Annotated in this window: 19 protein-coding genes; 10 read left to right on the top strand and 9 right to left on the bottom strand. The window is 53.7% G+C overall.

The annotated features are described in order from the left end of the window. Positions 1–14 precede the first annotated feature (14 nt). The 4 genes from AC3RCL_RS02305 to AC3RCL_RS02290 form a co-directional block, all read right to left on the bottom strand. Positions 15–1340, bottom strand: coding sequence for an extracellular solute-binding protein (locus tag AC3RCL_RS02305; RefSeq protein WP_009595478.1), 1326 nt, complete (start codon positions 1338–1340; stop codon positions 15–17). Between the two features lie 117 nt (positions 1341–1457). Further along, on the bottom strand, positions 1458–3005 hold the full coding sequence (locus AC3RCL_RS02300; protein ID WP_492536247.1) for a response regulator transcription factor: 1548 nt from the start codon (positions 3003–3005) through the stop codon (positions 1458–1460). Next, complete coding sequence (locus AC3RCL_RS02295) at positions 2995–4815, bottom strand: cache domain-containing sensor histidine kinase (protein ID WP_492534471.1); 1821 nt, start codon at positions 4813–4815, stop codon at positions 2995–2997. The genes AC3RCL_RS02300 and AC3RCL_RS02295 overlap by 11 nt, the downstream gene beginning before the upstream one ends. 397 nt (positions 4816–5212) lie before the next feature. Further along, the gene (locus tag AC3RCL_RS02290) at positions 5213–6289 is read right to left on the bottom strand and encodes a copper amine oxidase N-terminal domain-containing protein (RefSeq protein ID WP_492534469.1); all 1077 of its coding nucleotides are present in this window, start codon (positions 6287–6289) and stop codon (positions 5213–5215) included. Between the two features lie 406 nt (positions 6290–6695). On the opposite strand from AC3RCL_RS02290, the gene AC3RCL_RS02285 reads away from it, so the two are divergent. The 4 genes from AC3RCL_RS02285 to AC3RCL_RS02270 all read left to right on the top strand — a co-directional run bounded on the left by AC3RCL_RS02285 (position 6696) and on the right by AC3RCL_RS02270 (position 12971). Then, a complete protein-coding gene (locus tag AC3RCL_RS02285) occupies positions 6696–6866 on the top strand; it encodes a hypothetical protein (RefSeq protein WP_012818667.1) in 171 nt (56 codons plus the stop codon). Between the two features lie 457 nt (positions 6867–7323). Further along, complete coding sequence (gene vgb(C), locus AC3RCL_RS02280) at positions 7324–8223, top strand: streptogramin B lyase Vgb(C) (RefSeq protein ID WP_492534466.1); 900 nt, start codon at positions 7324–7326, stop codon at positions 8221–8223. A gap of 141 nt (positions 8224–8364) precedes the next feature. Next, a complete protein-coding gene (locus tag AC3RCL_RS02275; RefSeq protein WP_492534464.1) occupies positions 8365–10014 on the top strand; it encodes an SWIM zinc finger family protein in 1650 nt (549 codons plus the stop codon). Further along, positions 10011–12971 carry a DEAD/DEAH box helicase gene (locus tag AC3RCL_RS02270; RefSeq protein ID WP_492534462.1) on the top strand — a complete coding sequence of 987 codons (2961 nt, stop codon included), beginning with the start codon at positions 10011–10013 and terminating at the stop codon, positions 12969–12971. Before AC3RCL_RS02275 ends, AC3RCL_RS02270 begins: the two co-directional genes overlap by 4 nt. A 670-nt stretch (positions 12972–13641) precedes the next feature. Here AC3RCL_RS02270 and AC3RCL_RS02265 read toward each other — a convergent pair. Beyond that, positions 13642–14481 (bottom strand): helix-turn-helix transcriptional regulator, encoded by an 840-nt coding sequence (locus AC3RCL_RS02265; RefSeq protein WP_012818663.1) that lies wholly within the window; start codon positions 14479–14481, stop codon positions 13642–13644. A gap of 134 nt (positions 14482–14615) precedes the next feature. Between AC3RCL_RS02265 and fabF the strand changes: the two genes are divergently transcribed. From fabF to AC3RCL_RS02245, 4 genes are all read left to right on the top strand, one after another. Continuing rightward, entirely contained in the window at positions 14616–15857 is a 1242-nt protein-coding gene (gene fabF / locus AC3RCL_RS02260; RefSeq protein ID WP_492534460.1) for a beta-ketoacyl-ACP synthase II, read from the top strand. 218 nt (positions 15858–16075) lie between these two features. After that, positions 16076–16588 (top strand): RNA polymerase sigma factor SigV, encoded by a 513-nt coding sequence (gene sigV, locus AC3RCL_RS02255; RefSeq protein WP_012818661.1) that lies wholly within the window; start codon positions 16076–16078, stop codon positions 16586–16588. Further along, complete coding sequence (gene rsiV, locus AC3RCL_RS02250; protein WP_492534457.1) at positions 16588–17469, top strand: anti-sigma-V factor RsiV; 882 nt, start codon at positions 16588–16590, stop codon at positions 17467–17469. The genes sigV and rsiV overlap by 1 nt, the downstream gene beginning before the upstream one ends. A 184-nt stretch (positions 17470–17653) precedes the next feature. Continuing rightward, positions 17654–18769: a stalk domain-containing protein gene (locus tag AC3RCL_RS02245; protein WP_492534455.1), complete on the top strand. Its 1116-nt coding sequence runs from the start codon at positions 17654–17656 to the stop codon at positions 18767–18769. A 184-nt stretch (positions 18770–18953) separates the two neighbouring features. Here the strand turns inward: AC3RCL_RS02245 and comJ are convergent, their stop codons facing one another. From comJ to AC3RCL_RS02230, 3 genes are all read right to left on the bottom strand, one after another. Next, a complete protein-coding gene (gene comJ, locus AC3RCL_RS02240) occupies positions 18954–19439 on the bottom strand; it encodes a competence protein ComJ (protein WP_096774778.1) in 486 nt (161 codons plus the stop codon). Positions 19440–19466: 27 nt separating this feature from the next. After that, complete coding sequence (locus AC3RCL_RS02235) at positions 19467–20117, bottom strand: hypothetical protein (RefSeq protein WP_492534453.1); 651 nt, start codon at positions 20115–20117, stop codon at positions 19467–19469. A gap of 99 nt (positions 20118–20216) precedes the next feature. Continuing rightward, entirely contained in the window at positions 20217–20816 is a 600-nt protein-coding gene (locus AC3RCL_RS02230; protein WP_192569946.1) for an SMI1/KNR4 family protein, read from the bottom strand. Between the two features lie 280 nt (positions 20817–21096). Here AC3RCL_RS02230 and AC3RCL_RS02225 point away from each other — a divergent pair, with 280 nt between their 5' ends. Then, positions 21097–22092, top strand: coding sequence for an aldo/keto reductase (locus AC3RCL_RS02225; protein WP_492534451.1), 996 nt, complete (start codon positions 21097–21099; stop codon positions 22090–22092). A 93-nt stretch (positions 22093–22185) separates the two neighbouring features. Here AC3RCL_RS02225 and AC3RCL_RS02220 read toward each other — a convergent pair whose 3' ends face one another. Then, complete coding sequence (locus AC3RCL_RS02220) at positions 22186–22821, bottom strand: carbohydrate-binding family 9-like protein (protein ID WP_090910183.1); 636 nt, start codon at positions 22819–22821, stop codon at positions 22186–22188. A 200-nt stretch (positions 22822–23021) separates the two neighbouring features. Here AC3RCL_RS02220 and udk point away from each other — a divergent pair, with 200 nt between their 5' ends. Then, complete coding sequence (gene udk / locus AC3RCL_RS02215) at positions 23022–23660, top strand: uridine kinase (RefSeq protein WP_012818654.1); 639 nt, start codon at positions 23022–23024, stop codon at positions 23658–23660. The last annotated feature ends 114 nt before the right edge of the window (positions 23661–23774 follow it).

The following is a 23774-nucleotide window of genomic DNA, read 5'->3' as shown; positions in this document are numbered from 1 at the left end:
CAGTGAATCTATTCTTATGGAGTAGCGGATCGGGCTTGCGCATCCTGCAGCTTCTGGGCCACGCCTTCGACGGCACCGCCCATCATGATTTCCTGCAGGCCGTTGTTGATGACTTCAGCCGCTTCTGCAGACAGATAAGCATCGTATACCGGCGTAATGCCTGTGGATTTCACCAGGTTAAAGGCTTTGTAGTACAGGGAAGTAACTTTCGACTCATCGATTTCGGTATCGTACATGACCATGGAGTTGCTCTCAGCAATCGCTTTTTGCGCTTCCGGTCCACTCACGGCATAAATCAGTTCAAGCGCCAATTCTTTCGCTTTCCCTTCCGTTCTGCTGCTAAGGGCCAGACCGCCGCCAGCTCCGCCGGAGATGGTATTCGCTTCGCCTTTGCCTCCAGGGATCGCAGGCAGAGTCGTCACTTCAATATCCTTCATCTGCTCTTCGGAGGAAGAAGCCGCCAGGTTGGTGAGCGTCCACGCGCCGCTGATCATCATCGCTGCATTGCCTTGGATGAAATACTGCTCGGCTTGCGTGTTGTCGATGCTGTTGGCACCTTCTTGGAATGCTTTGTTGTCGACGAGCTCTTTGAAATAGCCAAGTGCTTCGATAAACTCAGGATCGGTGAATTTCGCGCCATCCTGTGCTGCCGCTTTTTTGAACCATTCGGTGCCGGTCACGCGGTCGGCAATCGATCCGATAATGGTGGATTGCGCAACCCACGGCGCTTTGTTTCCGAGGGCGATCGGCGTAATGCCGTTATCGTTGAACGTTTTAACCGCCGCCATCATTTCTTCCCAAGTCGTCGGAACTTTTACGTTATGTTTGTCAAACAATGCCTTGTTGTAGTAGAGAATCGATGTTGCGGACATGCCCAGTGGAGCGGAGTAAATCTGGCCGTCCTCGAACTCGTATGGATCAAATGCGCCCGGCAGGAATTTGTCCTTCCAATCGGAATGGGCGTCCAGCACTTCCGTGATCGGTTGAAGCAGCTTCGCTTGATGAAGCTCGGCCGACTGACTTCCCGCATAAACGAAGAACACGTCCGGCATTTCATTCGCAGCCGCAACGGTGCTCAGACGCTGACGGTAACCGTCCGGCGGAATCGCTTGCGCGTCGAGCGTAACTTCAGGATGGTCCTGAGCAAATTGATCGATAAAACTTCGGACTGATTTCGCGCGCAGGTCGTCACCGGCAAAGTTATGCCAGATGGTCAGCTTGACCTTTTCTTGGTCGCCTTCGTTCCCTCCGGCCTGCTCTTTGCTTTGCCCGCCTCCGCAAGCTGCAAGGACCAGTGTCATCATCAGCAGTACAAGACCTATTTTACGTTTTGGTCTCATGGTCAATCCCCCTTTTAATATACGAAAATGATGAAGCTTCAAGATGATTAGCCCAAGTATAAAAGAGGATGTAACGCTTACATAGGGGATATAATTCAGTCCATAGAGGGACAAAATTCAGGATTCGGGATTTGCCCGATACTCCGAAGGGGTCAATCCGGTCCACTTTTTGAACAGGCGGTTAAAATATTTGATATCCTCGTAGCCGATTTCATTCGCGATTTCACTGATTTTGGCGGGCGTTTCCCGCAGCAGGTGCATCGCTTTCCGAAGCTTCGCCTGGGTTACGAATTCGATGTAATTCTGCCCGGTCTCCTTCTTGAACATCTCGCTGAAATAGTTGGGGTTCATATGAACATGCTTGGCCACTTGTTGGAGAGACAAGCTCTGTCCCAGATGCTCATGAATGTAGGAGATTGCTCGCTGGACGGGACTTGTCGTCGACACCATATCACGGTACTCCTTCATGATGAGCCCGAGCGAATCGACCAGCACCTTCTCCGGATTCTTGGTCAACTCGCGGATATCGTACGTCTCTTCCACTTTCAACGGACTGGTATAGCCGATAGACGTCGCAGCCCGTATGAGCCAGCGCTGTGCCGAAACAATCAGGGAATGCAGGTAAGCCTGAACCGAGCCGGGCGTTGCCTGATCCTGGCTTTGGATGCGCCGCAGCAGATCCGCCACCCATGCCTGCAAGTCGGCGGATTCCCCCGAACGCAGCAGGGATGACAGCTTGGTTTCTTCTTCCATCGAACATACCGTGCGGATGCCTGTACGTCGTTCGATATCTTCATAACGGATATGCCGTTCCGATTGCAGCAGCCACTCGTAGGAGCTGGCCTCTACCGCGGTAGCCAGCGCAATGTGCAGCTCCTTGGCGCTTGCGACCCGTCGGCCGCTGGCAGCCGTGATGCGGCAGGCATGCGTGGATTCCATCTTATGCAGAGCGGAATCTACCCGCCCCCAGCCATGATTCGGCTCTGCCCGCACCAACAGAAGCAGGGAGCCGTTCCATTCCAGCCACGCGCATTGCAGCACTTCGGCCAGCTCCGTGCCGATTAATCGATGCAGCTCGCTCACGTTCGATTGTTCCGCTTCTTCTGGATGCAGCGGATATACCGACAGCATCCAGATCTGCAGCACCGAGCCGTTCGATTCCAAACACAGCTCCGGGTATCGCTCACATAATTCGGCCTCGGCATGCTCATCCAGCGGAGTGCCGGAAGCAAGCAGCCTTCGCAGAAAGCCCCGGTTGACCACCATTTCCTGGGCCTTCCCCTTCGCTTGTGTAAGCCTGCGCTGCAGCAGCCGTTCCCTGGCTTGGACAGCAGCCTCGATAATTTCCCCGGGCCTGCTCGTCTTCAGCAGGTAATCGCTCACGCCTTCCCTCATCGCCTGCTGCGCATACGCGAATTCATCGTATCCCGAGATGACGATGATCTCGATCTCGGGATGCTGCTGCTTGACTTGATGCGCCATATCCAATCCGCTCAGACCTGTCATGCGTATGTCCGTAAATATGATTTCGGGCAATTCAACGGGAATACGCTGAAGGGCTTCCTCCGCCGAAGCCGCCGGCGTCAGCACCGTAAAGCCGTTATCCGCCCAATTGATCACGGTACTCAAACCATTTCGAATGATCACTTCATCATCAACGATCATGACCTTCAATGTCGCCATCCCCTTTGCCGGATATTTCCGATTGTTGAATTTCAGGTAAATCAGGTATCGTAAACATCACCCGCGTCCCGGCACCCTCGGTACTCTCCACACGCAGCCCCGCATCCTTCCCGTAATGAAGGAGCAGCCGCTTATGAACGTTCCGCAGCCCATAGCTGCCGCGCGGGGTTTGTCCCTTCTCGTACTGCAGCGGATTTTCGACCAGCTGCTCCTGGAGCCATTTCAGGCGCTCCGCCGTCATCCCGATGCCGTCATCCTCCACCACAAAGCGGATCCCTTCGGGCTCGCGGTGTCCGCGAATCGTAATCGTCCCTACCCCGTCACGGCTCAGGATGCCATGCAGCATGGAATTCTCCACCAACGGCTGCAACAGCAGCTTCAGCATGGTGTGCTGATACAGATCCTCTTCCACATGATCCTTAAACTCGAATTTTTCCGGATAGCGGATGGTCTGGATATTCACGTAATGGCGGACATGCATGATCTCCTGCTGTATCGTGCAGTATTCCTGCCCGTTGTTCAGGCTGAACCTCAGAAAATCGCTGAGCGATCCCACCATCTCGGCAATCTTCACATCCTGGTTCATCAGCGCCAGCCAATGGATCGATGACAGCGTATTGTAGAGGAAATGCGGATTGATCTGCACCTGCAGCGCATGCATATCCGCCTCCTTCTTCAGCGACTCGTTCAGCTTCACTTCATCGGTAAGCTTCACGATCCGGGAGCTGAGCCGGTTATAACTGATAATAAGCTGCCCGACCTCGTCGACCGTCTTGACCGGCAGCGCCGGCAGCGGCTCTTCCGGGCTTGAGTTCTTGAGGAATTTCGTTAAGACGGACAGAGGATTCGTAATCTTCTGGATCAGGAAAAGAACCAGAACAATCGCGAGCAGGATGGCCACCGTGACCGCAACCGCCGTCAATTTGATGAAATACTGGTTCTGGGAACGGTATTCCTGCGAGGGAATGATGCCAACGAGCTTCCAGTTCACGCTGGACATTTTCTTATAGAGAATGGTCTTCTTGCTGCTTCCCTCGCCATAGTCAATATTGCCGCTGAGCCCCTCGAACTCTCCAATCGCAGGATAATAATCCGCCAGCGTCAAATTGGTCTCCATATCCGGCGGACCGGCGATAATCCGGTTATTCTCGTCAAGAAGAAGGACGAATCCGGTTTTCTCCAGGACGGCCTGCCGGAACTGATTGGCAATGACGCCCTGATCCAGATTGATCTGCAGGTTCCCGATCGGCTTGTATTTATCCGTGCTCCGAATCGGCCTGGCCAGCGTGATGACCTTCCTGACGCCTTCAAAGGTCCACTGCCGGTGAACGAATGACCACCATTTGGGATGGTGTTCGTAATAATCGGGAACCGTTTCGGTAATATTCCGGAACTCGGAGCGTACCAAGGATTTATGCGAAATCGCATCTTTGCTGCCGAGCGGTTCAACGATGATGTTGGCGATATAATCTTTGGAAAAGGCCAGGTTCGTCAAAAAATTAATAACCGTCGTCTGCTGAACGTAGTTGCTCTGCTCGGTCTTCAAATAGGCCTGAACACCGGTATGCCCGATGAGAAACAGCGAGATATTCTCCACGTCCTTGACCATCGTATCCAGGTAAGCTTCCAGTTGGCGGAGCGTATTCATCCCCGTAATTTTGGCCTTCTCTTCGGTCAGGCTTTTGGCTATGTTAAAAGAGAAAATACCCAGAAACAGCAGCGGCACCAGCGTAGCGATAATGATAAGCAACGACAATTTATGCTTTAGCGATTTCCCAAGCCATTGCTGCATACATACACCCCGTTCAAAGTCCCCATGGTATGGGCTTGTTATATTACTTAACATTGAATGCGTTTACTTCAAAATCAATCTCCATTCTTCGCTAAAATGTGTCAGGTTTATTAACTATCTTAGAGGAATCTTAAGACTCAAGTAAATGGTAATAAAGTCCTATGAGGAGGGATGAAATCTTCTTGAAGCATATGGTATACGCCCCATTTCGGCGATCGGCTGCGGAGATGAAAACGGCGTTGAAATCTATAAAAGCACAGCACAAAAAGGGCGCCGCAGCGCCCTCACATTCGGAATTCACATCATCCGACCGAAACCTTCCGCTTCTAACCCATGTTGATCACATCCCGCCAACATGCGTTTATGTGTAGTCCTAAAGCTTTATAATGAAAAACCGTTATTGCCCTCGCTCTTCCAAGCGACGATATTCCATCTCATCCACCTCAAACCGGTTCAGCTCTTCATTAAATCGGTATGTTATTCGGAGATCCCCGGCAAAACCGGCCGGGCTCATGCTTCCTGCCGCTTCCGTAAGAAGCCGTCCTTCCGCCAAACGATGTCTGACAACGGCTCCGAAGCCAAGCTTATCAAATAGATAGCTTTTATCTTTGGAATCGTCCTTGAACTTCTGGACGCTTTCCTTTCCGTCAACCGTAACCTTAACCGTAAAGTGATCCGCTTCCTTCTCGATGCTGGATTTCACATGGCTCGATACGGCCTGCTCCAGCGATTCGATCGGGATTTCCTCCAGAGAACCGGCATCCACTACATGCATCTCCCCCGCGTACAGACCGGTGCCCGTCCCGTCCACGTAGAACACAACAACGTCCGGCTTGCCATCGCCTGTGACATCCTGGTAATGAATGACCGGTTTACGCGTAGCCTCTCCTCCATGCCAGTCCTTAAAGACCCGCTTCCTGCCTTCTACCTCGACCACCATGCCTTCATATCTGCCATATTTCGATGCGCTGACCGGATACAGCTTCACATTGCTGTTCTCCCCCGCCGTCAACAGGTCAACCTCCGGCGTATAAATGTAAACCATGCCATCCTTCGGATCCAAGCGGACTTCAGCATCGTACAGCTCCGTCATGAATCGGGCGGGAGCCATGACGCGACCATCCATAAGCTGCGCGGGAACGGACAGGGCGTAGGTCTTCTCTTTTCCCTCGGCAACGTCGCTTCCCATTTTCAGGGTGACTTGATCGGTGCCCGTGTTGACGGTTAGCGTCTTATTCTTGTTATCCCAGCGGAGCCCCATAGGCTTCAAGTATTCCTTGACCGTGTTCAGGGGGACCAGCACTGTGCCGTTCACGATGACGGGTTTGACATCCGGCGTCATTACATAATGATTGACGTTTAAAAATTCCAAGTCCTTCTTGTGCGCGGCCTGGGCCTGTACCGCCGTACTTAACAGCATTGCGGCCGCTATAGCGCCGCTTGCAGCCATTTTTGTCCATTTCCGGGTTATCATGTTCGCTAATCTCCTTGGCTTGTAATATTCAGCAATGCATCTATAACTAAGACGCAAGGTGAACGCAATTGGTTCGTGCATATCCATGAAAAATGACGAAAAACGTCTCTATTTCGATTTTTTTCGATCATCATCAGTAAAATTGCCGCTTTTTAAATTCAACCATATTCCAGATGATATGTTAGAATCAGAAATGATTGTTATATTATGGAACATATTTAATTCAAGGTTAATGGCATTCATTCGGGATACCAACGATCAGTATGTCATGGATCGGGCACGAACTCACCTGTATCCGAGCTCCGAGCATAAGCGGGGAGTTAAGCCATCGCCTGGTCTTAAGGATACGACAGCTGAAATCTTCGATATGATTCGTAAAACAGTACCTTGAAGGGAGGTGAGCTCCTTGAACCAGGGGATATCCTTTTTCGGCATGTTTTCCATGCTCAGCATTATCGTATACGGGCTATTCGCACTTCTCGGTTTATATGCTTTGTATCTCCTCATCAAATTGATGATCCGGGCCATAACCGCGCTTGAACTCTACATCGACGAGAAGCGCAACCGACGGTTGTAAAGGCAAACTTCGGATAAACCGAGGTTGAAACCACGGAATATCCTATGGTAAAGTCTAGGCAACCAGAAATGAAAGGGTGAACCCAAAGCCAATGATCTACTAATCCTGTCCCAAGCATTTGGAAAACACTTCGATTTCACGATACGAGGTTTTCGGGATAGGATTCGTACGGCTTTTTTTATATGTGACGGGTGGATGTTTGAGACTTCTCCATGTAGAGTCCGCATCTTCTTTGTTCGTATTCGCCTCCTATTCCGAAATCTCGGAGTGGGGGGTTTTTCTATTTTATCAACACCAATTGAGAGGCTAGAGATTATCGATGACAGGAACTCATCTAAGCATCCAAGGGAGAGCCTTCTCCATTCCGGGAAAGCCGAACGCGAGATTTGAACACGCTCAATCAAATGAAGAATCCGCTTTAAACATCCTAACAACTTCTACAAGGAGGCATGTTCGCATGCAGATCACGATACAGGAGTACAAGATAGCGAACCGGGAGTCGGGACCTTATGGCATTGCGGCAGGACGAGACGGGGCCATCTGGTTCACGGAGCAAAAAGGAAACCGGATCGGACGAATCACCAAGGGAGGGGATATGCGTACTTTCGATGTCCCGACGCCGGATGCGGGGGTCATGTCCATCCTCTCTGCCCCTAACGGGGACCTCTGGTTCACGGAGTACAAAGCGAATAAAATCGGACGGATGACAATAGAAGGGACATTCACGGAATTCGAGCTGCCGGAAGCAGGCTCGTCTCCTTACGGCTTGACGGAGGGCCCGGATGGAGCCATATGGTTCACCGAGCTAATCGGCAATCGGATTGGCCGGATTACGCCGGCAGGCGTTATCACGGAATACGACTTGCCGCGCGCAGGCTCGTACCCTTCCTATATCACGGCCGGTCCGGACGGCGCGCTGTGGTTTACGGAAAACCAAAACAACTGCATCGGCCGGATTACGGTAGACGGGGAGATCGCCGAGTACCGGATTCCAACCGAGCAATCAGGGCCTGTCGGCATCACGGCAGGTGCCGATGGCGCCCTGTGGTTCGTTCAAATCAACGGCAATCAAATCGGACGGATCACGACGGCCGGGGAGATTACGGAATTCAAGCTCCCGTCCGCGAATGCCAGACCCCATGCCATCGCGGCGGGAGCTCGCGAAGATTTATGGTTTACGGAGTGGGGAGCCAACCGGATCGGACGAATGACATGTACCGGGGACATTACCGAGTACCCGATCCCCACCCCCTCAGCCGAGCCTCATGGCATTACCGTGGATTCCGGCGGCGAGGTATGGTTCGCCGAGGAATGCGATCAGATCGGCCGTTTCATCGTTCAATATGAGGAGTCCTGATCGAACGCTCTACGCCGAAAAGTCCGTGCAGCCTGCTGCCGGGCTTTTCCAGCGCGAAGCTGCTCCGGCTGGTTTCTTCATCTAGGGGAATATGATAGATTAAATGGATACTTAGAATTATTTCTCTTAGGAGACTGTCCGATGATGAACCCAAACCTAACTTTAGATGATCTGCAGTGGCAAACGCTCATTCAGCAAACTGCCGGTTATTTCAGCGATTTGACCATTAAACGGGGATTTCAATATTATAAGCAGGGCCGTGTCCACGCAAGCGAAAAGGCGGATCCGTCCGGTGTGATCGAGGCTTCCGTGGATGGAACGGAAACCTACCGCATCAGGCTTCAGCTGCATTCCCTGAGCGACAGCGAATGCAGCTGTCCCGTTAACGAGGGCTGCAAGCATATGGTGGCCGTTCTGCTTGACTATGCCCAGCTTCAGGGCCGATCCATCCATGCTTTGGTTAATGCGCATTCGACTACGTATGCCGCATCTTCCTCGTATGACCGAAGCGATTCCGGCTTGAGCCAAGGCCATGAACGGCCGCCTGCCGGAGTTTCGAAATGGAGAGTCAAGGCCGACCATTTGCCCGAGCTGCCGATCTCCGCATGGCATGAGCTGTTCGAGGTTTGCACGGCTTCGCTGGGAGCTAATACGCAGAATTCGTTTTACGCCAAAAACGCGCTGGCTTCACTCCATCACATTAAACCGCCGCTGCCGCCGGATATGGATCCGTTATACGAGCTCCATGCCCATCTCTTCATTCTCGAGAAGCTGGTCAAGCAGCCAGCCAGTGCTTGGAATGCCTCAGGCTCTTACATCGGCTATCATACGCAGGTGGCGGCGGATCATATCCTGGCCAGAATCGAGCGAATCCTTCATGAAGGGCTGGAGGACAGCGAGCCCGAAGAGGCATTCGGACAGCGGCTGACCGAGACGATTTCGTTTGTCCGGCGGAGCATGCTAAGCGAACCGCGGAACCGTAAATTTTACGCCCAGGTCTATATGCAGCTCTGGAGGTACTGGATTCATCCGTTGGCGAAAAAAAACGACGGCTTGATCAAGGAGGAATTGGAGCAGCTGCAGGCAGCCGAATCGGAGCTCGGCAGCAGCCTTTCGCGCGCCTCATGGTATATGGCGCAGAGCTTCATGTCCTTCTATCTCGGAGAAGACGAATCGTCCTGGGACCTGATCAGGGCAGCGGACAAGGTCAGCAGCCTGCCCCCGGCTTCCGTCCTGGGCTTCTTCGACTTGCTGCATTCGGGACAAGACTGGGACCGCTTGGCCCGCTGGCTCCCGGAGATCGGCCCGCTGCTTGGCAGTCACCGCAACGAGCACCTCAGCAGCTATCAATTCTACTGGGATGCCGTCATAGAGCACCTGCCCGGGGAAGCGGAACGGATGTGGAGCAGTCTTGCCGACATGCTCCCTTATTCGAAGGACATCTATCAGAATGCCTTGATCACGCACGGCAGATGGCGGGAATGGATCGACTATCAATTAAGCACAGGCCGGGAGCCGCTGGAACTCCGAGTCAGCGAGCTCGCGCCGATTGAGAAGAACGCGCCCGAGCTGCTGCTGCCTTTTTATCATCAGGCCGTCGAGCGATACATCCTTCATAAGAACCGGGCCGGCTATAAAGCAGCCGTCAAGCTGCTCAAACGGCTGGCTAAGTTATATAAAAAGCTCAAACAGCAGGAGCGCTGGGATCTGTTCATTATTTCCTTGTCCGTACGCAACAGCCGGCTTCGCGCATTCCAGGAAGAGCTTCGGAGAGGAAAGCTGATATCATGAGCAGATACACGGAAACCATCACGGTCCATATGGCATTAAGCGAATACGGAGATGCCGTGATCTACGGCTCTACCGTCATGCGGGGTTACGTATCCGGACAATACCTGAAGCACCGTTTATTCGCTTGGCATGAAGCCTCCTTCTACGGAACGGAGCTTATCGTCCAATCCGTTCAGGATATGGAAGTCATCATCTTGCCTTCCGAGCAAGTCATACCGTTCTTTGCGGACGGCCGGCTCCTCGAACATATCGAATGGGTTTGGGACGAGGATTGCCTTCCCTTCATTGAACTTGCGCCTTCGCTGGCAGCCTGCATTCAGGATAAGCAATACGCACCCAGCTTGAGCGCCTTCAAGTCGGGCAAGCTGCAATGGATCTGGGATGCGGAGGCTTTCTCAGCCGAAGAGCAGGCCCGCCTCTCCGTCTTGAATGAAGACGAGATATGGAATGAAGGCTTGCGCGCCGCGTTCTCCGCCGCCGTTCAAGAACAGTGGTACGGCAGCGAAGAAGCCGCGGCTGACCTGCGCAGGGAGTATCCCCTGCTGTTCTCGCCGAGTCGTACCGCTGCCGAAGGGATGGATGACAAGTCCTGGCTGATCGCCATCGGATGGCGGCCGGATACCGCTCCGTTCCGGCCCCTGCTGCAATTGCTGGAGCCGGACGAAGAAGAAGCCGAGTGGCGTCTTCGGCTCGTATTGCAGGACAAGCTGGACGCAGCGGCGCTTGCAGCCGTTCGTCTGGCCGAAGACGGGCAGGCATTCGGATCGTGGCCGGAGGCATGGACCGCCCATATCAAGGAGCGGTCCTCCGGCTGGCTCCAAGGTTTGCGGGCAGCCCTGCCGGCCCGGGTGCTTCACGCTCCGGCTGAAGACATGCTAGGCGCCCCGCTGTCCGACGAGGCCGCGTGGCAGTTCCTGACCGTCGACAGCCAGCGGTTGCTCCAGTCCGGCTGGCTGGTGCTGCTTCCGGCTTGGTGGGAAGCCGCCAGCAGGAAGAAGCCCAAGCTGCGGGCGAAAGTCCGCTCCGGCGAAGGCGAGAGCGCGGAACGAAGCAGCGGCGGGTCCTTGTTCGGCTTGGATGCGCTGGTCAATTTCGATTGGCGCATCGCCATCGGCGAAGCTACCCTTTCCGAAGCGGAATTCGCCGAGCTTGTTGCCCGGAACGAACGACTGGTTCGGTTCCGGGGCCAGTGGATTCCGCTGGATCCCGCTCTGGTCGCCCAAATCCGCCAGATGATGGCGGGCGTAGACCGTGAGGAAGGCCTGTCGTTTCAGGATATTCTGCACTTGCATCTGCTCGGGAACAGCGATGAGACGGAGCAGGTTCATCAGGATGCGGAAGAAACGCGGGATCCGGAACGGATCAAACTGGAAGTGGAGCTGAACGAGCATCTCGTGAAGCTCATCGGCCAACTCGGCCGGCAAAGCGAATGGCCGACCCTCCCTGTCCCCGCCGGTCTGAAAGCCGAGCTCCGGTCGTACCAGCATGACGGCTTTGCCTGGCTTGCCTTTTTGCGGCGATACGGGCTCGGTGCATGCCTTGCCGATGACATGGGCCTTGGCAAAACCGTGCAATTTATCGCCTACCTGCTGCACGTGAAGGAGACGACGATGGCGCGGGAAGAGAGACGCCTCCCTTCCCTGCTGATCTGTCCGACCTCGGTGCTTGGCAATTGGCAGAAGGAGCTTGAACGGTTCGCTCCGCCGCTCCGGGTCATGCTGCACTATGGCGGGAAGCGCAGCAGCAGCGAGGATTTCTATCATGAGGCTTACCAAGCGGACATTATTCTTACTTCCTATGCGACGGCAACGCTCGATCAAGAGATGTTAAGAGACATGAAATGGGAAACGATCGGCATCGACGAGGCCCAGAACATCAAGAATGCCGACACCAAGCAATCCGCCGCCGTGCGAAGCTTCCCGGCAAGGCACCGCGTTGCGCTGACCGGCACACCGATTGAGAACCGGCTGTCCGAGCTGTGGTCCATCTATGACTTCATCAACCCTGGATATCTCGGCAGCCTGCGGGCATTCAATCTCCGTTTTATACAGGCCATCGAAAAAGACAAGAACGAGCAGCGCACGGCCGATCTTCAGAAGCTGATCAAGCCCTTCATGCTCCGCCGCAAGAAAAAAGATCCGGCGATTCAGCTCGACCTGCCGGACAAGAACGAGATGAAGACCTATATCCATCTCACGGCCGAGCAAGGCGCGCTTTACGATCAGACCGTGAACAGCCTCCTGGAACGCATGCAAAAGCTCGAGGGCATCGAGCGCAAAGGCGCCATTCTGGCAGCTCTGACGCAGTTCAAGCAGCTCTGCGACCATCCGGCTTTGCTCACGAAGGAGCCGCTCCCGGAACTGCCGGGGGAAGGCGGCTTGCTTGACACCGAGGCCGTGGTCAACCGTTCGGCCAAGCTGGAGCGGCTGCTGTCCATGGTGAAGGAGCTGCGGGACGAGGGCGAACGCTGCTTGATCTTCACCCAGTATATCGGCATGGGCGAGATGATGCGGCAGGTGCTGCATCAGGAGCTGGGTGAGCCGGTGCTGTACTTGAACGGCAGCACGCCGAAGCGGACGCGCGATCGCATGATCGAGCAGTTCCAGTCCCAGACCCTGCCGCCCGAAGAGCAGCCGAATGTCATGATTCTCTCGATCAAGGCCGGCGGCGTCGGCCTGAATCTGACCGCGGCGAATCACGTGTTCCACTTTGACCGCTGGTGGAACCCTGCCGTAGAGAATCAGGCAACCGACCGGGCCTATCGGATGGGGCAGACCAAGGACGTCCAAGTGTACAAGTTCATCTCCATGGGAACGCTCGAAGAGCGGATCGACGAGATGCTGGAGAGCAAGCAGCAGCTAAGCGATCAGGTTATTGCAAGCAGCGAGGGCTGGATTACCGAGCTGTCTACCGATGAGCTGAAGGATCTCTTCACGCTGCGGCGCGATTGGGCGTAATCGCTGCGTCAAGGAGCGAGCTGTTAGGCGATTGTGGACAGTCGCCCCCTTGGAGCACAGTGCAGAATGCCTGTGGAACGCCTAGACGGCTTCCAGTTGTTGCTCTATAACAACATCATAGCGCGTAGCAAAAAGCCCCGTGTGCAGACACGGGGTTTTTGTTATGTACCACGGTTGACGAGCTGCGAGAAGATTTACATTGTTACGCGTTTGAAGCTTGTATGACAGGGCGATGTTTTCTATTAACGGACACAGAATACGCTATTAAGCCAAAACCCACTATTCTGGAACACGAACCGGACTGTGAGTCCGTTATTTGCTCCAAAATATGATGAATATGCCGGTTATGAGCCCAATAACGGATCTTGTGTCCGATAAAGTTGTAATTAGGGCATAATCCCGCTATATAACGGAACTGGAGTCCGATAGGTCGGAACAACAAGTAGTTTGGCTACTTCAAGAACAGTAAGTGCCGGCGCGGAGTCAGGAATTACTGGTGCAGCAAGTGCAAAAGGCACGGAATCCATTCTTTCTGGCATAACAAGTACCATCAGTATCGCAATCCGTCACATCAAGCACCAAGCGCAAACGGCATGGAGCCCTATTACTTCGGCGCAACAAGTGTATCCCGCATCCGTTACCTCTGGCGCAACGAGTGCACTCGCTCCCCTCACTTCTCCTCCATCAGCTGCCGCAGCTTCGCTTCCGTGGTCGTGTCGGGAGCCGGCGTATAGATGCTGCACCGCAGGTCATCATTTCCGTACACTTTGAGCGACGTGAGCTCATATACCATTTTCCCGGCCTTGGCATGCCGGAATTCCAGATGCACCTCCGGGGCGTAGCTGACCTGGCTCTGCTCCCACATGCGGTTGAAATCCGGATGCCCGTTCTTCATTTCCTCCAAAAAATGGTCATACCATTCATCCTCGACATATTGACCGTAATAGCTTCGGAACATCGACAGGAAGCCGCTGGCAAACTGCTCCCAGTTCACCGCCAGCCGCTGGAATTCCCTGCGGGTAAAGAGCAGCCGGATCATGTTCCGCTCCTCGGGCGGGATCCGGTCAAAATCTAGGAACACGTACGCAGCCGCGCGGTTCCACCCCACGATATTGCACTTCCGATCGGATATCATGACGGGACAATATTTTAGCTCGGTGATGATTTTTTGCAGGGACGGGCTGATCTGCACCGCTTCGTGTTTGACCGTATACGGCTCCGCCCCGCTCTCCAGCGCCAGGGAGTACAGATATCTGCGCTCGTCCGCGTTCAACTGCAGCGCACTTGCGACGCAGTCCAGCACGGATGACGACACCTGGATGTCGCGCCCCTGCTCGAGCCAGGTGTACCAAGTGGTACTGACGCCGGCCAACTGGGCGACCTCCTCCCTGCGCAAGCCCGGTGTTCTCCTCCGGGTACCGGGCGGCAGCCCGACGGACTCGGGAGAGATTTTGGCACGCTGCCCTTTCAAAAAAGCGGATAACGCTTGCAGCCTAACCTGGGAATTCATCTATCATCCTCCTTCCTTCAACAAGGATAGCAGTTTTTATACTAGGATAAACGGTATCTTGTAATAGGATACTACACGTGACATTATAACCTTAAGATTGACAAGTTATAAAGTCCTAAGGAGGCTGTTCATCCATGGAAAGAGTCGTTATCACCGGTATGGGCGTCATATCGCCGCTCGGCCATGATGTTGATACGTTCTGGTCTCGGCTTGTACGAGGAGAATCCGGTATTGCACATATAGAAAATTTGGACACATCAAGACAAAAGGTACAAATAGCAGGGGCCGTGAAGGGGTTTGACGCAAACGCGCTGTTCGGTGCGAAGGAAGCCCGGCGGTTGGACCGCTTCTGCCAGTTTGCGCTGGCTGCGGCGGATCAAGCGATCAGCCAGTCGGGCCTTGATCTTGATCAGATCGATCATGAGCGCATGGGAGTCTACGTAGGCTCCGGCATCGGCGGCATCCAAACCCTGATGAATCAGAGCGGCACGCTGTCGTCGCGGGGTCCCGAGCGGGTCAGTCCTACCCTGGTACCCATGATGATTCCCAATATGGCGGCCGCGCTCATCAGCATTAAATACAAGGCGCTGGGCTCCACGCTGGCACCGGTTACGGCATGTTCGATCGGCAATACGGCGATCGGCGAGGCTTTCTTTAACATCCAAGCCGGCCGGTCCGACATCATTATCGCGGGCGGATCCGAAGCCGCATTGACCGACATCTCGCTGGCCAGCTTCGCGAATGCCACCGCCCTGTCCTCCCGCAACGAGGAACCGGGCCGTGCCAGCCGGCCGTTCGATGCGGACCGCGATGGATTCGTCATGGCGGAAGGTGCCGGCATCCTCATCCTGGAGTCGCTTTCCCATGCCTTGCGCAGAGGCGCCGTCATACTGGGCGAGGTTATCGGTTACGGTGCCAGCTCAGATGCCTATCATATGGTCGCTACGCCGGAAGACGGCAGCGGCGCGGCACGTGCGATGAAGCTGGCACTGGCCGAAGCGGACCTCTCCCCGGCCGACGTGGATGTCATCAGTGCCCATGCCACCAGCACGGTCATCGGCGACCGTTCGGAGACGGCGGCCATCAAGCAGGTATTTGGCGAGGAGGCATACCGTATCCCGGTAACAGCCAACAAATCGATGACCGGGCACATGCTGGGCGCATCCGGCGGCGCGGAGGCCATTGCCCTCGTGAAATCCCTGCAAGAAGGCATTATACCGCCGACGATCAATCTCGATAATGCCGATCCAACCTGCGATTTGGACTATGTACCCAACGAGGCGAGAAGCGCCAAGCTCCGCATTGGCATGTCCAATTCCTTCGGCTTCGGCGGACATAATTCGGCAATTATTTTAAAGAGATATGAGAACGAATAACCATGAGTCTACAAGACCCCAGTTGAACTGGGGTCTTTTTCTTGTTGCGATAATTGGAGGATGGGCTGAATAATGGGACAGAAACAGAAACAGAAACAACGGCTTTTTTAAATTTTTTTCGCAGAATCAAACTTTTTGAAAGACTCGCACGTCTTGCTTCCGTAAGTCAATTGCAATTGATGGTTACCCGCGCGGGCCCAAAGGAGTGTCATATTTACATGAGAGGCGGCCGGAAGCTTGAGAAGCTTCTTATCCAATGCATAACCGAAAATCAGGACAGCGCCTACCGGCTGGCATACAGCTACGTCAGAAATAAAGAGGATGCCCTCGATATCGTTCAGGACGCGATCCACAAAGCATTTTTATCCATGGAAAAGCTGAAGCAGACGGGTTCACTAAAAAGCTGGTTTTTCCGAATTATTGTCACAACCTCCCTGGATCTCATTCGAAAACAGAAAAAAGTCCGCGTCATGGACGACGAGAACCTGGAGTTCATCTTACCCGGCAGTCATGACCATTATCCGAATCTGGATCTGGCCCAGTCCTTGGAGGATCTGCCTGACAAGTATCGGGTCGTCATTATTCTCCGGTTTTTCGAAGACATGAAGATTGACGAAATTGCCGAGGTGCTCCATGAGAATGTCAGCACGGTGAAAACGAGGCTATACCAAGGACTGCAGAGACTGCGGGTGAACCTAAGCGAGGAAGACCAAGAGGAGGCACAACGATAATGCATGACAAGCTGAATAGGATGAAAGAGCAGTACGAGAGCACTCCTATTCCCGACGAACTAAGCTCGGTGGTCAACAAAGCCATTGCAGCCAGACGAACAAAAAATAGAGCCCTGCCCTGGCTCGCCGGCGTGGCCGCTGCATGCGCACTGCTGTTTGCCGGCGTGAACGCAAGTCCCGCATTCGCCAAGGCACTGTCCGATGTGCCCGTTCTGGGCGAGATCGTCAAGGTGATGACCATCCGCGAATATGCCGAGCAGGACGGCAGCACGGAAGTGCATATCGAAACGCCCGGCATTGCCAACCTGGGCACTCCGGAGCTTGAGCAAACGCTGAATAACAAATACCTGGAAGAAAACAAGAAGCTGTATGAGGACTTCAAAGACGAAGTCGCCCAGCTAAATCATGAAGGCGGCGGGCATCTCAGCCTCGATAGCGGTTATGAAGTCATGACCGACAATGAACAGTTGCTGACGCTTTCCCGCTACGTCGTAGAGTCCGCCGGTGGCTCCGCCGAGTCCAGACAATACGATACGATCGACAAGATCAACCATTTGGTGATCACGCTGCCAAGCCTGTTCAAGGATGATTCCTACATCCAAGTCATCAGCGACAACATCAAGGAGCAAATGCGCCGGCAGATGCAGGATAATCCCGAAATCACCTACTGGGTAGAGCAGCCTGGCGTCGAATCCGATATACCGGAGGATCTATTCCAATCGATCGCCAAGGATCACAATTTCTATATTGATAAGAATGGCAAACTGGTCATCAGCTTCAACGAATACGATGTGGCTCCCGGCTATATGGGCGTCGTGGAATTTACGATCCCTACGGAGGCCATCGCGGATCAGCTCGTCAGCAACGAATACATTCGATAGATCCGCCATTCATCACCAACCTACGAGTGCAGATCGTTCTTCCGATCCCCGTTGCCCCCGAATTTTCTGTTGAAATTTTATGAGTCCGTGGGAATCCGGAGGACAAGGAGACCGCTTCGCTTCTCCAAAACGCTTCTGTCTTCTCACTTTAAAGATATCAAACCTAAACCTGGAGGTAATCACGATGAAAACAATGAAGCATACAAGCCCACTGGCCAAAACACTCGCGGCTGCTGGATTAGCGGGCGTCCTGATGATTTCCGCTTCGGGTCTGCCATCCGCTCATGTCCATGCCGAAACCAAAACTGCAGCGAGCACCGATCAGGTGAAGACTTCGACTGCTGCCCCGCAACGGATAACGTTCAAAACATTGCACTCCAAGGAAAAATGGCTCGAAACGGATATCAAGATTCCTGTATTCCAGGGTCTGGCCGATACCAAGTACCAAGATCAGCTAAATGACATCATCGAATCCCATGCTTCCAAGGATATCGCCAAATGGGAAAAGGAGGCCTCCGAGGCTGCGGCAAATGCGGAACTGAACGGCTATACCATGCACCCTTATCAGCTGACGATCACCTATGAGCTTACATCGGATGGCACGGACGACAGCCTGATATCCCTTAAGGTCATTACGGAAGGCATGGGAATGAACAATGGCGATCCCCGCGTGGATACGTATAACTTCACGAACGAAGCCGAAGCCCAGCGCGTGACGCTGGAGGACCTGTTCGGGAAGAATTACAAATCGATCGTGGATACGGCGGTCAAAACCGCGATTGCCGCGGATCAGGACCATTACTTCGCGAACGAAGACGGATTTCAAGGCATAGACGCGGAGCAATCCTTCTATGTCGCGGACGGAACAGCCTACATCGTATTCCAAAAATACAGCATCGCCCCAGGATCCACGGGAACGCCGGAGTTTGCCGTGAAGCTGCCGGGTACAGCACCCGAAGAAAAGCCCGTTTCCGCCGTCTTGAAGCCAGGCGCTTACTACAAGGATAACAACGGCAAGATGATGGTTCCCGCGGCCCGCGTGCTGCGTCAGCTCCAATTCGACGTCAAGTGGAACGGCAAGAGCAAAACCGCGGAAATCTCCAAAGGCGCCGTCTGGAGCGCGGTGACGCTGAACAAGGATGCGTACGCTTTGGGTAAAATGGCTCCGCGCTCACTAGGCGCGTCTCCTGCAATGAAAGACGGCCATGTCTATGTTCCGCTCGCTTTCCTCACGGACATTCTGCAGCTGCAGGCAGACCAAAGCCAATATGGCGATATTACGGTGACGGCAGCACAATAGCTATTTTCCACGCAGTCAGATCGTTTCTGCTTTCCATAAAGAGCTGGCAAAGTCGGGACAACGGCACAGCAGCATGGCGGCAACAAAAGAGGCCTCTCCACACGGAGAAGGCCTCTTCTTATATCAATAATAGGGAGAATTGCCTGACGCGGCTTTCAGTACCCCGTTTTCTGCAATGAATTGGTCAACAATACCCCTCCGCCAAGGCTTCTCCAGCCCTGCCGCCCCATTCATCGTCCATCAAAAATCGGGCTTGGACATACTCTCCTTCACGCACGAAAGTCAGACGGTAATACACCTCTTCATCCTCGCAAATCTCAAAATACAAGGCATACCGCCCTTCTTGCAGCGGAAGCTCGATGACGGCGTCCGACATGACGGATAGCAGCTCCAGCTTGCCAGGATCCAAAACGTCAAACGGCACGACCATTCGGCGCTGCGCGTTCGGGTCTTCCGTGAACGCCTCTGTCAGGGCCAGCTTCACCCAAGCGCCGAAAGCATCGTCAGGAATCGGATCAAAGGTCAGATAACCGGGATGAATGACCGCGCCCTGCTTGATATTGATTTCTCCCCACTGGCACAACTCCTCGTCAAAATCCCGCGAGCGGATTTGAATCTGATGGTGCGAGATGGTGAGATCCACCTCTTGGGTCAATTTTGTATGCTGCATTGTACGGCACCTCGTTTTGAAAAAATTCTATTTAAGCTGCTCCATATGGATCGTGGCCAGCCTGCGCTCTTTATCCACCTGAACCCGCATACTGACGCCCAGCTTCTCCTCGAACAATCGGGTAACATTCAGATACTTATCCTCCACCACGCCCGACCCTCCTTGGCCGTTGGAGCGCGTCATGCCTGCGGTGATAATCTCCTTCACCATATCCCCGTCCGCTTTGGCTGCCGGGTCGTATGTAAATATGGGCTCTTTACGGTCATTATAAAAGATGATGTCCTGCCGATATTCCTTTGCGTTCACATACTCTTTCCGGGTCTCGATATAGTCCTTCTCAAGATGGTCATACTGGACCCTCCCTGCCAAGAACGGATTGTCCTCCGAAGCCTCTACCTCGAACTGCCCATATGCCAATTGATACAGCATGTTGAGGTCCGACCCTTCCAGTCTGTAATAGAGCGGGCGCAGCTCCCCCTTCTTATCGGTTGCGGCGAAGCCAGCCAGCAGCGGCCAAGCATCCACTTGTTCACCATCCACATCAACGGCGAGCTGGTATTTGGTCAAGACGACCTCATGCTGAAAAAGCCCATACGTGCGCGCAATAAAATAGCCGGGTGTCAACAACACGGCCGCCACCAACAGGATGACTCCCCAGAGGACCCGTCTGTTGTTCATGCTGTCACCTCCCCTCGCTGGTTCTTCATCCGACTCCTAACACACCGCCTTTAGGCAAAGTTATGGGCATTAGGAGTGGTTCTATGTCTTCTGCTTCAATTAATAGTCCACTTCTTCAATGTCGGTGCGCAGATTGCGGTTGGACGCCTGAAGCAGCTCCGTGAAGGAAGGCGCGATATAGTAAACAAAATCAGGATCATGCACGTACATGATGATCTGCCCGGACGTTCCCGGCTCAGCCGGATCGAAATCCAGCATCAGATACAATGAGCCGCCCGCCATCGTGGCAAACGGATACCATGCCTTGTGGAACAGGTACGGTTTAATTTCCGGATCCAGCCGCTGTACCTCCTCTGGACCGTAGTACGCATCGAGCCGTTCGTCCCGCTCGCAGAAATATGATTTGATTTCCCTCATCTCATCCAGGCTCATCAGATAGAACGGGGTGTATTCGCCATCTCCCTCGTTACCGGGATAGAGCACGTGAAATGCGTACCCGCTGCCGTCCTTCTTGCTGTAGAACGAACGGAAATCCTCCGGCAAAGCGATCCCGAACTCCTCTTCAAATTGCTTCAATCGATCCGAGGCCGCTCCCTCCAATTGTTTATACTCGCCCAGCAGATCCCGAAGATCTTCGGCCACCTTCTCCTCCAGCAGCTGCTCCAGCTCGGTCATCAGACCATCGATGACAGCATTCATATAAACATCCCCTCCGTTTTAGAGCATGTCCGCTCATTCCAAGCGGCAGGCTTTCCCTTTACTAAAAAGTATATAGAACCCGCCCCAATGAAAACAACATGTCCAGCGGCATGCAAAAAAAGGGACAAAATCCCTGTTGAGATGTCCGTTTTTGTTCTTTTATGAAAAAACCCCGGGTATTTTCGCTTCCGGCTGCTGCGCTTGTCATCTATACATAAAAGGCCGATAATGGAAGCAGATTTCGATCACGAAGATAACTTGGAGATGGGGAGGCTAAACGATGGAATACGTCTACTTGGGAAGAACCGGACTTGAAGTATCCCGCTTCTGTCTGGGAACCATGACTTACGGAGATTGGGATTTGGACGAGAAGACCTCGCTCGGCATTATCGACAAGGTGCTGGATTCGGGGATTAATTTTATCGATACGGCAGATACCTATGGCAAGGGTACGAGCGAAGAAATTATAGGCAAAGCCCTTCAAGGACGAAGAGACCGGGTGATCGTCGCGACCAAATTCAAGGTACGGACCGCCGAAGGACCGAACGGAGAAGGCGCCAGCCGTTACCGCATCATGAGACAGGTCGAGGCCAGCCTGAAACGGTTGAATACGGATTACATCGACCTCTACCAAGTGCATAGACCGGATCCTCATACCCCGCTGGACGAGACGCTGCGCGCGCTCGATGATCTGGTTGCCCAAGGAAAGGTACGATATATCGGCTGCTCGAACTTCGAGGCTTGGCGTATCGTCGAATCCCTGTGGACCAGCGAGAAAATGAACCTCGAGCGCTTCGTTACCAATCAGCCTTCATACAGCATCTTCAACCGATATATCGAGCAGGAAATCCTGCCGGCTTCACAGCGCCACGGCCTGGCTACGCTGGCCTACTCCCCGCTGGACGGCGGCTGGCTGTCCGGCAAATACCGTGACGGGCAGCCGCTGCCGGTCAATTCGCGGGGCGAGCGCATGGATTTGGATGCTCCCGGCAACCGTGCCAAACTGGACAAGGTTGAATGGCTCGCCCGGCGTGCAGAGGACAAAGGGATCACACTGGGGCAGTTCGCGCTGGCATGGCTGCTGCAGCGCAGCATCATTCCCGTCGTCGGCATCCGCAGCGAGCAGCAGCTTGCGGACAATCTGAATGCACTGAACGTGCAGCTGACCGAAGAAGATTTGAAGCTGGTGGACGAGGTGTCCCCAAGCCCATACCGGGACTTCTCCCAGGACGGCAGCTTCTGGTTCAATGAACCGCGTGCTTACCGGTTTAAGTAAGCTTAAGCGGGACCCGTAAGGCATCACCAAACCAAAAAAGCTATATTCAATGCTGCACGCCCGGCATCGGTCAATCGATTCCGGGCGTGCAGGCTATGTGGCATCCACAAACTCCAGCCTTCCGAAACGCGAGGGGATATGGTAATTGACCTCTCCGGTGGGGCTCCATGCCTGATATTCCCGGTTTCCTTGGTCGTCCTCGTCAATGCGGTAAAAATTCACGTTCCAGCATCGTCCCGCTTGCGGGGGATTCTGAAAGTTCTGCGCCGGAATGCGAATCTCGTAAACCAAATTTCCCTTACCGTCGTTCTCTACCGTGGTCAGAAGGCCGGTAAGGTCCCACTCGACATCGCTGTCCGTGATCGACTTTTGCCCATCGTTACGGATCCGCGCATCAAATACAACATTGTTCGGGCTCACCTCAAGCTCGATATATTCCAAACCTTCCCCTGCTTCATCCATAAACAGCTCCACGACATCCTGCTCATACAGCGGGTCATCCCGATGCCGATACTCCGAGACGATATGTGAATCCTGGCAAACAAACTGCACGTAGAAGCATTCGGCGCTCCAGCAGGCGCGCACCTCCGTCGCTTCCTTCGCGGCAAGCCCGGTCACGGTGTCGCTCAGGGCCACAGCTTCATAGCGGCTCCAATCGACGCTTCCCCGATTCTCTCCCTGTTGAAGGTATATGGCGGGCTTGCATGGGTAAATAGCGGTATAACGCATGATCATCCCTCCGAAACATTTTCAATTGTAGTCATAATATCCTCTATGATAAGTCATACAGATTCGGTTCGCTATTCCGTGGTAAGAATAAAGAACATACGGAAATCCCATCTTTTGTTCTATGCTCCCATAGTGAAAAGAAGCGCATGCTGTGCTACAATAATAAAATTGCAAACTCTAGGGAGGGTTATGGATTCGCCATGCTCATAATTGGTATCGCCGGCGGCACCGGATCGGGCAAAACAACGGTTGCCCGCTCTGTCATTGACCGTCTTGGTTCAGATAAAGTCACGTTTATTTCGCAGGATAACTATTACAAGGATCATAAAGAGCTCAGCTTCGAGGAACGCGAAGCGATTAACTATGATCATCCGTTCGCTTTTGACAACGAGCTGCTCGTCGAGCATCTCGGCATTTTAAAAAGCGGACAACCCGCTTTCGCGCCGGTATATGATTTTACCGCCCATGCCCGCTTCACGGATCAGACCATCGAGCTGAAGCCGAACAACATCGTCATCATCGAAGGCCTGCATGTGCTGTCCGATGAGAATCTGCGCAAGCTGCTTCACATTAAAGTGTTTGTGGATACCGATCCCGATGTGCGCCTGCTTCGCCGGGTCGTACGCGATATTGAGGACCGCGGCCGAACCATCCAGTCGATCCATAATCAATACCTGACAACCGTCAAGCCGATGCATGAGGCGTTCATCGAACCCTCCAAGAAATACGCCGACCTGATCATTCCCGAAGGCGGAGAGAATGAAGTCGGCATTCGCCTGCTCTCCGTCTTGACCGAGAAATATTTGACCGGCGACCGCACGCTGTCGGGCGAATCATAAGACAAGCTTGTACGTCAGCCTTTAGGCATGTTGGCAGCATGAAAAAAGCCCGCGATCTGTAATGACAGGTCAGCGGGCTTCTTGACGTTGTCCGTTCGCTTACGCGCTAGTAAG

The organism is Paenibacillus sp. MT86 (genome assembly GCF_058792535.1).
Note: the sequence above shows the minus strand (reverse complement) of the source record. Positions and strands in the feature narration are given on the sequence as shown.